Origin of the sequence: Streptomyces sp. NPDC096205, from assembly GCF_044763135.1 — a bacterium.
Lineage (GTDB): Bacteria > Actinomycetota > Actinomycetes > Streptomycetales > Streptomycetaceae > Streptomyces.
Genome location: NZ_JBIWFS010000002.1, coordinates 940,874 through 954,357, shown reverse-complemented (window position 1 = coordinate 954,357; position 13,484 = coordinate 940,874). Strand labels below are relative to the sequence as shown.

Annotated in this window: 15 protein-coding genes and 2 tRNA genes; 15 read left to right on the top strand and 2 right to left on the bottom strand. The window is 71.2% G+C overall.

Translation table 11 applies throughout. The annotated features are described in order from the left end of the window. Positions 1–130 precede the first annotated feature (130 nt). The 4 genes from ACIQ6Y_RS10795 (at position 131) to ACIQ6Y_RS10780 (ending at position 4,070) form a co-directional block, all read left to right on the top strand. Positions 131–577 carry a hypothetical protein gene (locus ACIQ6Y_RS10795; RefSeq protein ID WP_404035470.1) on the top strand — a complete coding sequence of 149 codons (447 nt, stop codon included), beginning with the start codon at positions 131–133 and terminating at the stop codon, positions 575–577. Between the two features lie 173 nt (positions 578–750). Further along, positions 751–2,037: a glutamate-5-semialdehyde dehydrogenase gene (locus tag ACIQ6Y_RS10790; protein WP_404035466.1), complete on the top strand. Its 1,287-nt coding sequence runs from the start codon at positions 751–753 to the stop codon at positions 2,035–2,037. A 116-nt stretch (positions 2,038–2,153) separates the two neighbouring features. Beyond that, the gene (locus tag ACIQ6Y_RS10785) at positions 2,154–2,804 is read left to right on the top strand and encodes a hypothetical protein (RefSeq protein WP_404035464.1); all 651 of its coding nucleotides are present in this window, start codon (positions 2,154–2,156) and stop codon (positions 2,802–2,804) included. Positions 2,805–2,996: 192 nt separating this feature from the next. Then, on the top strand, positions 2,997–4,070 hold the full coding sequence (locus tag ACIQ6Y_RS10780; protein WP_404035461.1) for a hypothetical protein: 1,074 nt from the start codon (positions 2,997–2,999) through the stop codon (positions 4,068–4,070). Positions 4,071–4,362: 292 nt separating this feature from the next. Here ACIQ6Y_RS10780 and ACIQ6Y_RS10775 read toward each other — a convergent pair whose 3' ends face one another. Next, a complete protein-coding gene (locus ACIQ6Y_RS10775; RefSeq protein ID WP_404035458.1) occupies positions 4,363–5,514 on the bottom strand; it encodes a M48 family metallopeptidase in 1,152 nt (383 codons plus the stop codon). 129 nt (positions 5,515–5,643) lie between these two features. Between ACIQ6Y_RS10775 and ACIQ6Y_RS10770 the strand changes: the two genes are divergently transcribed. From ACIQ6Y_RS10770 to ACIQ6Y_RS10740, 7 genes are all read left to right on the top strand, one after another. Then, complete coding sequence (locus ACIQ6Y_RS10770; RefSeq protein WP_404035456.1) at positions 5,644–5,805, top strand: hypothetical protein; 162 nt, start codon at positions 5,644–5,646, stop codon at positions 5,803–5,805. Positions 5,806–5,969: 164 nt separating this feature from the next. Next, positions 5,970–6,134, top strand: coding sequence for a hypothetical protein (locus tag ACIQ6Y_RS10765; protein WP_404035453.1), 165 nt, complete (start codon positions 5,970–5,972; stop codon positions 6,132–6,134). Between the two features lie 80 nt (positions 6,135–6,214). After that, a complete protein-coding gene (nadD, locus tag ACIQ6Y_RS10760; protein ID WP_404035450.1) occupies positions 6,215–6,919 on the top strand; it encodes a nicotinate-nucleotide adenylyltransferase in 705 nt (234 codons plus the stop codon). A 16-nt stretch (positions 6,920–6,935) separates the two neighbouring features. Further along, positions 6,936–8,741 carry a LytR C-terminal domain-containing protein gene (locus ACIQ6Y_RS10755; RefSeq protein WP_404035447.1) on the top strand — a complete coding sequence of 602 codons (1,806 nt, stop codon included), beginning with the start codon at positions 6,936–6,938 and terminating at the stop codon, positions 8,739–8,741. A gap of 135 nt (positions 8,742–8,876) precedes the next feature. Beyond that, positions 8,877–9,323 (top strand): ribosome silencing factor, encoded by a 447-nt coding sequence (gene rsfS / locus ACIQ6Y_RS10750; RefSeq protein ID WP_404035445.1) that lies wholly within the window; start codon positions 8,877–8,879, stop codon positions 9,321–9,323. Then, positions 9,320–9,991 (top strand): histidine phosphatase family protein, encoded by a 672-nt coding sequence (locus ACIQ6Y_RS10745; protein ID WP_404035442.1) that lies wholly within the window; start codon positions 9,320–9,322, stop codon positions 9,989–9,991. Before rsfS ends, ACIQ6Y_RS10745 begins: the two co-directional genes overlap by 4 nt. Before the next feature lie 106 nt (positions 9,992–10,097). Next, positions 10,098–10,170: transfer RNA gene (locus ACIQ6Y_RS10740), tRNA-Ala, on the top strand. 72 nt (positions 10,171–10,242) lie between these two features. Here ACIQ6Y_RS10740 and ACIQ6Y_RS10735 read toward each other — a convergent pair. Next, a complete protein-coding gene (locus ACIQ6Y_RS10735; protein WP_404035439.1) occupies positions 10,243–11,109 on the bottom strand; it encodes a helix-turn-helix transcriptional regulator in 867 nt (288 codons plus the stop codon). 126 nt (positions 11,110–11,235) lie between these two features. Between ACIQ6Y_RS10735 and ACIQ6Y_RS10730 the strand changes: the two genes are divergently transcribed. From ACIQ6Y_RS10730 to ACIQ6Y_RS10715, 4 genes are all read left to right on the top strand, one after another. Then, positions 11,236–12,705: an MFS transporter gene (locus ACIQ6Y_RS10730; protein ID WP_404035436.1), complete on the top strand. Its 1,470-nt coding sequence runs from the start codon at positions 11,236–11,238 to the stop codon at positions 12,703–12,705. 69 nt (positions 12,706–12,774) lie between these two features. Continuing rightward, positions 12,775–12,951: a hypothetical protein gene (locus tag ACIQ6Y_RS10725; protein ID WP_404035433.1), complete on the top strand. Its 177-nt coding sequence runs from the start codon at positions 12,775–12,777 to the stop codon at positions 12,949–12,951. 3 nt (positions 12,952–12,954) lie between these two features. After that, positions 12,955–13,188, top strand: coding sequence for a hypothetical protein (locus ACIQ6Y_RS10720; RefSeq protein ID WP_003976229.1), 234 nt, complete (start codon positions 12,955–12,957; stop codon positions 13,186–13,188). A gap of 171 nt (positions 13,189–13,359) precedes the next feature. Next, positions 13,360–13,432: transfer RNA gene (locus tag ACIQ6Y_RS10715), tRNA-Ala, on the top strand. Positions 13,433–13,484 lie beyond the last annotated feature (52 nt).

The window sequence follows — 13,484 nt, the reverse complement described above, 5'->3', positions numbered from 1 at the left end:
GCTTGCGGCCTGCTCAACTTTGTGTGAGGGACGCGTTCTGGGAGCAGTTTCGCCCAGGCGCGACATGGGCCCGTCGGGGCGCCCGGTCGTTGCCGGGCGGCCCCCGGCACTGCGGAGTAAGGAGGCCGTCGTGAGACGAGTGCGCCCTGGGGCGGCGGCGTCCCGCGCGGCCGGCGAAGAGCGCGCCCTGACCAGCGTGGCGGCGGGCGACCGGTACGAAGGGGAGCAGGCCGACCTGCCTCGGCTGTGGCACATCACCCTCAGCGTCTCCGGCGAACCCGCCCCGCTGAAGGAGGTGCGGCGGGCGCTGGAGCAGCTCGCACACGACCACCCCTTTCTGCTGACCAGCCGGTACGCCGACGACCACGCCGAGATCCGGTACTGGGAGGAGGCCCGCGATCTGCACGACGCCGCCGCGGTTGCGCTCCGCTTGTGGGGCGAGCATCGGCAGACCGCGGGGTTGCCGCCGTGGGAGATCGTCGGCCTCGAGGTCATCGACCGGGACACGTACCACCAGCGGATCTCGGAGGGGTACGGGCCGCCGCCGGCCACGCCGGTGGGAGTGCACCCCTACTGAGCCGAAGGTGCGGCCGACCTAGGGGTGGGTTGCTGGTGCGTTGCCGTCCACCGGTCGTCTTTGGCTGGTCGCGCAGTTCCTCCCGCCCCTTGGGGGACGTGCAGTGCGAGCCCGTGTCTCGGGCTGTGGGACGTCGCGTGGAAGGGTGCCCCGGGCGCACTACCCTTTCTTGCATGACCACGCTCTCCCCGTACGACTCCATGTCCCCGGTCACCCAGGCCGCCTACCGGGCCAAGGCCGCCGCCGCCACGCTCGCGCCGCTGCCGCGGGCGGACAAGGACGACGCGCTGCTGGCCATCGCGGACGCGCTGGAAGTCCGCACGAGCGAGATCGTCGAGGCCAACGCCCTGGACCTCGCCAAGGCCCGTGAGAACGGCATGAGCGAGGGCATGATCGACCGGCTCACCCTCACCCCGGAGCGGGTGCGGGCCATCGCCGCCGACGTACGGGACGTCGCCGCCCTGCCCGACCCGGTCGGTGAGGTCGTCCGCGGCTCCACCCTCCCCAACGGCATCGACCTGCGCCAGGTCCGCGTCCCGCTCGGTGTCGTCGGCATCATCTACGAGGGCCGCCCGAACGTCACCGTCGACGCCGCCGCCCTGTGCCTGAAGTCCGGCAACGCGGTCCTGCTGCGCGGCTCGTCCTCGGCGTACCAGTCGAACTCCGCCCTGGTGCGGGTCCTGCGCGACGCCGTGGGCGGCGCCGGGCTGCCCGCCGACGCCATCCAGCTGGTGCCCGGCGAGAGCCGTGACAGCGTGCGCGAGCTGATGCGCGCCCGCGGCCTGGTCGACGTGCTGATCCCGCGCGGTGGCGCCTCCCTGATCAACACCGTCGTGCAGGAGTCCGTCGTCCCGGTCATCGAGACCGGCACCGGCAACTGCCACGTCTACGTCGACGCCGCCGCCGACCTCGACATGGCCGTCGACATCCTGATCAACTCCAAGGCCCAGCGCGTCGGCGTCTGCAACGCCGCCGAGACCCTCCTGGTCCACCAGGACATCGCCGCCGAGTTCCTGCCGCGCGCCCTGGACGCCCTCGCCGAGGCGGGCGTGACCGTGCACGCCGACGACCGGGTCATGGCCTACGCCAAGGACTCCCGGGCCACCGTCGTCGAGGCCACCGCGGAGGACTGGGAGACCGAGTACCTGTCCTACGACATCGCCGCCGCGGTCGTCGACTCGCTCGACCGGGCCGTGGAGCACATCCGGCTGTGGACCTCCGGCCACACCGAGGCCATCGTCACCACCTCCCAGCAGGCCGCCCGCCGCTTCACCCAGCTGGTCGACTCCACCACCGTCGCCGTGAACGCCTCCACCCGCTTCACCGACGGCGGCCAGTTCGGCTTCGGCGCGGAGATCGGCATCTCCACCCAGAAGCTGCACGCCCGCGGCCCGATGGGCCTGCCGGAGCTGACCAGCACCAAGTACATCGTCACCGGCGACGGGCATGTACGGCGCTGATTCGTCCGCTGAGCCGTCCACTGGGCCGTTCGCTGATCCGGGCTGATCCGGGCTGATCCGGGCTGCTCATCCGGGCTGATTCGGGCTGCGGAGAATTTCCGTACCGTCTGCCCAAAATGACCCCCCAGGTCTACTCTGGACCCGTGCCGGAGGACGTGGGGGGTACGCCGTTTCCCGACGGCTGGGAGCCCGACGACGACCACGACCGCGGGGTGTCGGACGAAGAGTTCGCCTCCGTGGTCTTCGACGAGGCCTTCGTACGGGCGGCCGAAGTACATGAGCCGACCGCCGTCGAACGCCTCCTGGCCGCCGCGCAGGCCAGAGCCGAGGCCTCCGAGGCCGAGGCCGCCCGCCGCGCCCACGGCGGCAGCGACCACTACGGCGATGGCTACGGCCCCGACGGCCGGCCCCACCGCACCGGATTCGGCCATGATCGGGACCTCGACGATCTGGACGACCCGGACATCCTGGAGGGCCGCTACGGCTTCGCCGGGCCCTATGGCCGGTACGGCCGGTACGGCCGCTGGCACCGGCCCGTCGCCTGGGTGCTCGCGCTCGTGATGGGTGTCGGCATGGTCGTCCTGGCCTTCGCGGCCGTCTACCGTGGCGCCTCCTCGGGCCGCCAGGACCCGGCCCCGCCGCCCGCCACCACCGAGCTGGACCAGGGTGGCGCGGCTCCCCGGCTGGAACAGGGCGGCACGGCCTCCCCGCCCGCCTCGGCCGAGCCGCCCCGGCCGGTCGTCTCGACGGTCCCGCCCCCACCCTGATCCGGACCCCCGCGCAGGGCCCCGTCCGGGTTCCATTGACTCTGTCCAGGAGCGCCCGCGGTCTGTCCAGAAGTGGCCGCGCGAGCCCGTCGCGAGCCCCGTCCGATCCCCTGCCGGACCTGGTGAGAACCTGTCAGAACTTGTCGTGTACCAGGGCGTTTACCGGGCCTTCCGGAGACCTACCCTGAAGGTATGGGAGGGCCAGGAGAGCCACCGGAGGGGACACCCGACGGCGCCCCCGGCGGTGCGGACGACGAGTACCGATCCGTCGTGTTCGACGAGTCGTTCGTCCGTGCTGCCCGCCTCCAGGAGTTCTCCGCCCAGGAGCGCATGGCCGACCACGCGCCCGCGGTCCGCAGCCGCCCGCCGCTGCGCCGCGGCCTGCCTCGCCAGGCGCTCTTTCTGGTCCTGCTGATCGCCTTGGCCTTCGGCACCGCGATCTACATGGGCGTACGGCACCCGTACCAGACCCCCCGCGCCACCTCCCAGCCCACCGAACCGCTGCGGATGACCGTCGTGCCGCTCGCCCCGCACGGCAAGGTCCCCGGCTCCGCCGATCCCGCGGAGCTGTTCGCGCACAGCCCCGCCGCCCCCTACCGCGTCGGCGCGGAGGGCATCCCGCTGCCCGCCTCCCGGCGCACGGCGAACTTCTCCGACAGCCAGGTCGTCAGCGCCCTGACCACCGCCAAGGACTACATCGTCCGCTCCTCCCTGTATCCCGAGGTGGTCACCGGCCAGCAGGTCCGGCCGGTGCGGGTGCTCCTCGCTCCCGACCAACTCGCCCAGTTCGACGAGAGTTTCGCCCGCCCCGCCGCCGATGGCCTGCACGCGCCCACCGGCTGGCTGATCCGCTTCGACCCCTCCGACGCCGAGCTCGCCGACCGCGGGATCCGGGTCCGCGGCACGCTCCACGCCGTCGAGGCCGACGCCTCCACGCTGGAGGTCACCGCCGACCACACCTTCGTGTACGCCCTGCGGCCCGCCGGTGCCGGGGACAGTGCCAAGGCGTCGCTGTTCACCGTCCGCCGTGAGCTGCGCTTCCGCTTCGACCGCGACGACCTGCGGCTGCACCAGGCCCACCTGGCCCTCTCCTCCGTCCAGGCCGGACCGCTGTCCTGCACCGAGGACTCCACCAACCATCTGCGCCCCCTCCTGGCCGGCCAGACCGCCGAGCAGGGCGGCCCTGCGGGCACCAACCCCTTCGCCAGCGACGGCACCCCTGCGCTCTGCGGGACGCTGGCGGACGAGGCCCAGCCGCGGGTGTGAGGGCGGGGCCGGGGTGAGGGGCCCGCGGTGGAAGGTCCTGGGGGAGCGAAGGGCTGGGGGAGAGAACCTCGGCGCGGGAGGCCCGGGGCAAGACGGTCCAGGGAGGGGGGCTCGGGGCAGGAGGTGAGTGGGTAGAGGGGCTGGGGCAGAAGGGCTGGGGGGGAGGGCCCCGGGGGGAGAGGGACCCCGGCGCGGGAGGCCCGGGGCAGACGGTCCAGGGGCAGAGGTCCCCCGGGCAGAGGGCCCTGAGGAGAGGGCCCTGAGGAGAGGGCCCTGGGGAAGTGCGCTCGGGTCAGTTCTCGTCGCGCGGAGGCTCGTCCCGTGGGGGCTGGTCCTTCGGCGGGGTGTCGGTCGGCGGGGCGTCCGTGGAGCCGTTCGCTCCGGCTCCGGCGGAGCCCGGGCTCGCGCCGAAGCCGCCGAAGCCGCGCCGCACCCGGCTGCCGAGGTCCCCGGCCCCGCCGGCTATGTCGGTGACCAGCTTCATCAGCGGGTCCTTGGAGCTTCTGACATGCCCGGCGTAGTGCGCCGCTGACTCGCGGAAGGAGTCGGAGACCGAGGTGTCCTTGTCGTCGCTGCGCCGCGGGTAGTGGCCGTCCATGATCCGCTGGTAGTCGCGGCTGGCCGCCCACTTCTTCAGCTCGGCCGCGCGCACGGTGGCGAACGGGTGGGAACGCGGCAGCACATTGAGGATCTTCAGCACCGAGTCGCGCAGGTCACCGCCCGCCTCGTACTCCTCGGCCTGCTCCAGGAACGCGTCCACGTTCATCTCGTGCAGATGGTTGCCGCCCGCCAGCTTCATCAGGCCGCGCATCGACGCCCGGAGGTCCTGGCCCACCAGCAGTCCGGCCCGGTCGGCGGACAGCTCCGACTTGCGGAACCACTCCCGCAGCGCCGTCACGATCGCCATGACCGCCACATTGCCCAGCGGGATCCACGCCACCCGCAGCGCGAGGTTCGTCAGGAACAGCAGGACCGTCCGGTACACGGAGTGCCCTGACAGCGCGTGGCCGACCTCATGGCCGATCACCGCCCGCATCTCCTCCTCGTCGAGCAGCTCGACGAGCCCCGTGGTGACCACGATGATCGGCTCGTCCAGGCCGATGCACATCGCGTTGGGCTGCGGGTCCTGGTTGACGTACATCGGCGGAACCTTCTCCAGGTCCAGGATGTAACAGGCGTCCCGCAGCATGTCGTTGAGGTGGGAGAACTGCCGGTCCGAGACACGCACGGAGTCGGACAGGAACAGCAGCCTCAGGCTCCGCTCGGGCAGCAGCCCGCTCAGCGCCTTGAAGACGGTGTCGAAACCGCTCAGCTTGCGCAGCGCCACCAGCGCGGAGCGGTCCGCGGGATGCTCGTACGCACGCGAGGAGATCTCCGGAAAGCGCCTGCGCTGTCGGCTGGGCACATGCTCGTGCCCGGTGTGCTGGTGGCTGTCGTCGGACATGTCTTCCCCCATGTACGTATGAGTGCCGTGCTCTGGAGCGCTGTGCTGTGCCCTCCGTGCCCCCGCGGAAGGGACCAGCCTAGGCCGGGTTACCGTGGACGGGCAGTGCAGCGAACGGAGTCCAGCACCATGGAGCACAGTCCCGCAGCCGCCTGGCTGGCCCAGGCCGCCGGTGCCGCCGAGCAGCAGGGAGCGGGAAATCTGCTCCGGGTCGTACTGATCGTGATGGTCGTGGGTGGCGTGTTGACCGCGTGGCTGCTGCTGCGCGGCTACAAAAGGAAAGACGACTGACGGCACCGCCGAGTTCCTTCCCGCGCTCGGGACGACCCCGACCTTTCCCCTAGGGGCTCCCCCGGACGTCCCCAACGGCGGAGTCGGCGTGAGCCGTGTGGAGCCGCCCGCTTACGATGGGCCGACATCTTTATCCCGCCCACACCGGATAGGTCCTGCCGAAGATGAGCTTCCACAGCGCTGCTGCCCAGCTGGTCACCCTCGCCGCCGAGGGCGAGGAGCACGGTGGCAACCACGACAGCCTCAACCCCCTGCTCACCGGAGGCGGCGCGTTCATCATCCTGTTGCTGCTGCTCTGGGTCACCACCCGCTTCAACCGCGACCGCTGAACCCGGGTAAGAGCCCGCAGCGCGGGCAGCGGGGAACCGTCGGCCGACGCCCACAGCCCGGGCCGGTAGGGTCTGCACGCATGGGAGAGCAGGACATGCCTACCGGTCCGGCGCATGAAGCGGCCGACGCCCCGGACACCCGGCACCGCCCGGCGCAGGCACGCATAGGTGGCCCCGGGCAGGGCCCGGCCCGCAGCAGCAAGCGCCGGCTCGGCGTCATGGGCGGAACGTTCGACCCGATCCACCACGGTCACCTCGTGGCGGCCAGCGAGGTCGCGGCCCAGTTCCACCTGGACGAGGTGGTGTTCGTCCCCACCGGCCAGCCCTGGCAGAAGTCCCACCGCAATGTCTCCGCCGCCGAGGACCGCTATCTGATGACGGTCATCGCGACCGCCGAGAACCCGCAGTTCTCCGTCAGCCGCATCGACATCGACCGTGGCGGCCCCACCTACACCGTGGACACCCTGCGCGACCTGCGCGCGCTCAACCCGGACACGGACCTGTTCTTCATCACCGGCGCCGACGCCCTGGACCAGATCCTCACCTGGCGCGACACGGAGGAGCTGTTCTCCCTCGCGCACTTCATCGGTGTCACCCGGCCCGGCCACCACCTGGCGGACCCCGGCCTGCCGGAGGGCGGCGTCTCCTTCGTCGAGGTTCCCGCCCTCGCCATCTCCTCCACGGACTGCCGTGCGAGAGTCGCCAAGGGCGACCCCGTCTGGTATCTGGTGCCGGACGGAGTCGTGCGCTACATCGCCAAACGAGAGCTGTACCGCGGCGAGTGAGCCGAGAGGGGCACCGGTGAACGACCGATACGACGCTGGCCACGGGGGCGACCAGTACGAACTTGTCGGCTACGACGAGTACGGCCGACCTGTGTACCAGCAGGTCGCCCAGCCGCAGCAGGCCCCCGGGCAGGCCTACGACCCTTACGCTCAGCAGGGCTACGGCTACGACCCGTACGCGACGGGCACGCAGCAGCCGGTCCCCTCGTACGACGCCTACGACACCGGTAACCAGCCGCCGGTGCCTGCGTACGACGCCTGCGACACCGGCACCCAGCAGCCGGTCCCCTCCTACGACCCGTACGACCCGTACGGCGCAAGCGCGCGCCCGGCGCCTGGTACGGCCTACGACCCGTACGGCCAGGCCGCGCCCGACGGCAGGCAGCCCCGCGTCGCGGAACAGACCGCCTACATCCCGCAGCAGGCCACGCCCGCCCACGAACCCCAGGCCCCCGGACATCCGGGCGGTCAGGGGGACGGCGGCAGCTGGGCCGGGTCCGACGGCCACGGCCAGGCACCTCAGGGCGACCGCGGAGACGACCGCGACTACCGCACGGAACAGTTCGCCTTCGTCGAGGAACCCGACGGTGACTCCGAGGACGTCATCGACTGGCTGAAGTTCACCGAGAACCGCACCGAGCGCCGCGAGGAGGCCAAGCGCCGCGCCCGCAGCCGGGTCGTCGCGCTCGTCGTAGTGCTCGCGCTGATCGCGGTCGGCGGCGTCGGCTACCTCTGGTACGCCGGGAAGCTGCCCGGCCTGTCCTCGTCGGACACCGACAGCGCCGGCGACACCTCCGTGGCCGCCCAGCAGCGCGACGTGATCGTCCTGCATCTGCACGACACCAAGAAGGGCGGCACCTCCACGGCGCTGCTCGTCGAGAACGCCACCACCAAGCAGGGCACCACCGTGCTGCTGCCCAACTCCCTCGCCCTGACCTCGGACGACGGCACCGCGACCACGCTGTCCAAGTCCGTCGACGACGACGGCTCCTCCGGCACCCGCGAGGCACTGGACACCGTCCTCGGCACCCAGATCCAGGGCACCTGGCGCCTGGACACGCCCTTCCTGCAGAACCTCGTCGACCTCGTCGGCAACATCGACATCGACACCGACACCGATGTGCCCGACCCGGCCGGCAAGTCCAAGAGCGCGGCACCGCTCGTCCACAAGGGCGAGAAGCAGACGCTCAGCGGAAAGATGGCCGTCGCCTACGCCACCTATCGCGCCTCCGGTGAGGACGACAACGCCCAGCTCCAGCGGTTCGGGCAGGTCATGCAGGGCGTGCTGCGCAAGATGTCGTCCGACCCGCAGGCCGCGACCGTCACCGTTCAGACCCTGGCGCAGATCCTCGACCCGTCGCTGACCGACAAGGACCTCGGCACCTTCCTCGCCAAGCTCGCCGACCTCGCCAAGGGCGGCGACTACAAGACGGCGCTGCTGCCCGTCCAGGACGACGGCACACTGAACAGCCAGGCCAGCGCCGGTGTGGTCAAGGACATCCTGGGCGGCACCGCGAAGAGCCCCGCCAAGGACGCCGCCGTCCGGGTGTCCGTGCAGAACGCCAGCGGCGCGAAGGACCGCACCGAGAAGGCCCGAGTCGTCCTGCTGAACGGCGGCTTCACCTTCCTCGACGGCGGCTCCGCCTCCGGCACCGAGTCGGAGTCCCAGGTCGTCTATGCCAACGCCGCCGACAAGGAGAACGCCACCGAGGTCGCCAAGACCCTCGGCCTGCCCGCCGGCTCCGTCACCAAGGGCGAGGTCTCCTCGAACGCGGACGTCACGGTGATCCTCGGCGAGGACTACAGCCCGGCGTCGTCCTAGGCGCCGCCCGGCCGGGGCGGTGCGGTACTGGCGGTGTGGCGCCCGGGAGCGCGCTGCCCGGTTTATTCGCGTGGGGTGCCGTCGGCGGTCCGTGAGACCCTTGAGGTCTAGTGACCGCCGACGGAAAGCCATGTAGTGACCGCCACTGACCGCTCTCTCGAGCTCATCACCACCGCCGCGCAGGCGGCAGCCGACAAGCTCGCCCACGACGTCATCGCCTATGACGTCAGCGACGTGCTGTCGATCACGGACGCCTTCCTGCTGGCGTCCGCACCCAACGACCGCCAGGTCAAGTCGATCGTCGACGAGATCGAGGAACGGCTCCTGAAGGAGCTCGGCGCCAAGCCGGTCCGCCGCGAGGGCGATCGCGAATCCCGCTGGATCCTGCTCGACTACGTCGACATCGTCGTCCACGTGCAGCACAGCGAGGAGCGCATCTTCTACGCCCTGGAGCGGCTGTGGAAGGACTGCCCCGAGATCGAACTGCCCGAGGATGCCAAGGCCACCCGTGGCAAGGCCGAGGAGCACGCCAAGCTGCAGGCCGCCGAGGACGCGGCCGAAGCGGGTGGTGAGTGGCGATGACCACACCGGGTGCCGGGTCCGACCGGACGCCCGGTCGCGGCCGCCGCATCATCCTCTGGCGGCACGGCCAGACCTCCTGGAACGTGGAGCGCCGCTTCCAGGGCACCACGGACGTCGAGCTCACCGAGACCGGCGTGGCCCAGGCCCGCCGCGCCGCCCGGCTGCTCGCCTCCCTGCGCCCCGACGCGATCGTCTCCTCCGACCTCCAGCGGGCCGCGGACACGGCCGCCGAACTCTCCGCGCTCACCGGCCTGGACATCTCCCGCGACGAGGCCCTGCGCGAGACGTACGCGGGTGTCTGGCAGGGCCTGACACACGACGAGATCATCGCCCGCCACGGCGAGGAGTACGCCGCGTGGAAGCGCGGTGAGCCGGTGCGCCGCGGCGGCGGCGAACTGGAGACCGAGGTCGCCGACCGCGCCGCTCCCGTCGTGCTGCGGCATGCCGAGAAGCTGCCCGAGGACGGCACCCTCGTCGTCGTCAGCCACGGCGGCACCATCCGGACCACCATCGGCCGTCTGCTCGGCCTGGAGGCCCGCAACTGGGAGAGCCTGGGCGGGCTCTCCAACTGCTGCTGGTCCGTCCTCGGCGAGGGCGCCCGGGGCTGGCGCCTGCTCGAGCACAACGCCGGCACCCTGCCCGAGCCGGTCCTCGGCGACGACGACTGAGCCCGCGCACCATGGCCCGCGACCCCGCCGGGACCCGGATTTCACTTTCCGGCAGGTCGCAGGCTAAAGTTCTTCTTGTTCGCCCCGCCGAGCGGGAAGAACGCAAGGGGCTATAGCTCAGTTGGTAGAGCGCCTGCATGGCATGCAGGAGGTCAGGAGTTCAATTCTCCTTAGCTCCACAGAACGACACTCTGTCGAGTTGTCAAAGAGCAGTGATGAGGATCCCGTCCCCGGGCAGGGGGCGGGATTTTTCATTGCCCCACGGCGCTCCCCGCGATGGCCTGTCGCCGGCAGTGCTCCCGCAGCACCGCCATACCGCGCACCGTCTCCTCGTCCTCCGGTGTGTAGACGACGATCCGGCACTCCGGCACCCCGTCGATCGACAGCGACTGCGACGTCATCCGCAACTGACCCACCAGGGCGTGCCGGAACGTCTTCACCCGGCGCCCGGGCAGCTGCACGTCGCCGGACTCCCACAGCCGCGCGAAGAGCGGACTGGCCGCCGACAGCCTGCGTATGAACTCCTCCCAGGCCGGCTCCCCGATATGCGTCCCGTACGCCGCCCGCAGGGTGGCCACCATGACCGGCAGCTCCTCCTCGCGGAACAGCACCGGACAGGTCTCCTCCGGCTCCTGGAACAGCGTCCACAGTGCATTCGGCGCCTCGGGGAGCTCGCCGTCCGCGAAGAACAGGTCGAGATAGGCGGTGTTGGTGGCCAGGACGTCGTAGCGCGTGTTGTAGACCACCGCGGGGCGCGGATCGAGGGCGTCGAGGATGCCCTGGATCTCCGGGCCCACGGCCCGCGCCACAGCCCCCGGCGCGGGTACGTACGGCACTTCGGCGAGGTGGTACAGATGCTCCCGCTCCGGCGCGTCCAGCCGCAGCGTGCGCGCCACCGCGTCGAGGACCTGCGCGGAGGCGTTGATCGGGCGCCCCTGCTCCAGCCATGTGTACCAGGTCACCCCGACACCCGAGAGCTGGGCGACCTCCTCGCGGCGCAGCCCCGGTGTGCGGCGCCGCAGGCCCGGGGGCATCCCCACGTCGGCCGGAGTCACCCGGGCACGCCTGCTGCGCAGAAAAGCGGCCAGCTCGGGCCGGCGGCGCTGTGCGGTCCCCATCTCGTCACGTCCCCCCAGTCGTCACGCGTTCATCGTCCGCGGCGGCACCCGGCGTTGCCAGGTGCTGCCAGTACCAGCATCGGCGGGCTCTCGGCACCCGTATCGGAGGGCCGTCAGGCTCCAGGCATGACGACGACTCCTCGTACGGGCCCGCCTGCGGCGCCCGTCTCAAGTCCTGTGGCCAGTAAAGCGCCTGGCACTGACAACGGGCCCCGGCCGCTGCTCGCGGTCGTGCTCGCGGCCATGTTCATGGCCCTGCTCGACGTCTTCATCGTGAACGTCGCGGCCCCGACGGTGGGTTCCGACCTGGACGCCTCGGGCGCCGAACTGCAGCTGGTGATCGCCGGCTACACCATCGCGTACTCCGTGCTGCTCATCACCGGCGCCCGGCTCGGCGACCGGCTGGGCCACGGCCGGGTCCACCTGGCGGGACTCGCGCTGTTCACGGTGGCCTCGCTCGCCTGCGGCCTGGCGCAGGGCGTCGGTCAGCTGATCGTGTTCCGGCTGGTGCAGGGCGCCGGCTCGGCGCTGATGATCCCGCAGGTGCTCAGCCTGATCCAGCGCACCTTCACCGGTGAGGCCCGGGTGCGGGCGCTCGGCGCCTACTCGGCCGTCCTCGCGGTCGGCGCGGCGTCCGGCCAGATCGTCGGTGGCGTCCTGGTCAGCGCCGACCTGTTCGGCACCGGCTGGCGGCCGGTGTTCCTGGTGAACGTGCCGGTCGGCATCGCCCTGATGGTCATCGGCCGACGCGTCCTACCGCGTGACGGGGCACCGGCCGCGGAGCGTTCGCGCCCGTTCGACGTGCCCGGACTGCTGCTGCTCGGCGCGGCGGTGTCGCTGTTCACGGTGCCGCTGGTGCTCGGTCAGGAGCTGGACTGGCCGTGGTGGTCCTGGCTGTCGCTCGGTGCCGCGGTGGTGGTGTTCGTGCTGTTCTGCGGCTACGAGGCACGGCTCGCCCGGCGTGGTGGCGCCCCGCTGATCGCGCCCCGGGTGCTGCGACATCAGGGCATGGCCCTGGCCGTCGTACGGATTCTGGCGGTGATGGCCGTCAACGCCGGGTTCCTGTTCACCCTCACCCTGCATCTGCAGGGCGGCCTCGGTCAGAGCGCGCTGCGGGCCGGGCTGACCTTCGCTCCGACCGCCGTCGTGTTCGGCGTGGTCGGGCTGACCTGGAGCAAGTGGCCAGCCTCCTGGCGGCGGGTGCTCATCCCGCTGGGATTCGTGCTCACCGCGCTGTCGCTGGCCGGGGCCGGCTGGGCGCTCAAGGGTGGCGGCGACGGGGGAGCGGCGGTGTTCGTGGCGTACGGCGCTGTGGGCGTGGGGCTCGCCCTCGCCTACAGTCCGACCCTGACCCGGGCGCTGGCCACGGTGCGGCCGGAGGACGCCGCGGACGCCAGTGGACTGCTGGCGACGGTGACCCAACTGGGGCAGCTCGTCGGGGTCGCGGCCTTCGGCACACTGTTCCTCAACCGGCTTGAGTCACTCGGCGCCCCGGGGGCGTATACCTCTGCGCAGGCGCTGTGGGTGTGCATGTGCGCGCTGGCCGGGACGGCGGTGGTGGGTGCTGTGGCCGGACTGGTACCACGGCGTCGCTGACCGTATTGGTCCGGCCGTGGCAGAATCAAACGGCCGGAAGGGGGCGCGGCCCGACGGGAGGGAGTGGCGATGCCTGCGAGCATCATCGAGGAGGTCGGCCACCTCCTCGGCGAAGCGGCGTTGATACGGAACACGGCCACCCGGCTCAGCTGCCCTTCCTGCGGTTCCGCGCATGTCGCCCAAGTGCTCGGCGACAACGGCGGGATCTCCTACGTGTGCACGGCCTGCGGCCACAGCTGGAGCTGATCGATGGGTGCACACAGGCGGAAGTGCGACTGGTGCGGCAGCGGTACGCCGATCGTCCGCGACATGGAACCGGTGAATCCCGACTACCAGTACTGGTGCGAGGAATGCGCGCGGGCGCTGATCATAAAAGGCGACCCGATCGAGACCTACCGCGAGCTGGAGGGCGAGCCGATCTACGGGCGGCTCCTGGAGGAGCACTGCACCCTCAAGCGGTTCTACTCGTTCGTCACGGCCTGACGCCGGGACCTGCCGGTTCCGCGTCGGGCCGCATGCGTCGGATCGGACATTCCCCGACCTAGCGGTGCAGAGCGGAAACGATTTGGTGTTCCACCGGGGGGACCGTGTAATGTTCTCTGTGTCGCCGCGAGGGGGCCCGAAAGGGAAAACGAAGCGGATGACACACCGCAAGGGGCTATAGCTCAGTTGGTAGAGCGCCTGCATGGCATGCAGGAGGTCAGGAGTTCAATTCTCCTTAGCTCCACAGACAAGATCCCGCCGGACCGATCGGTCCGACGGGATCTTTCGTTTCCGGT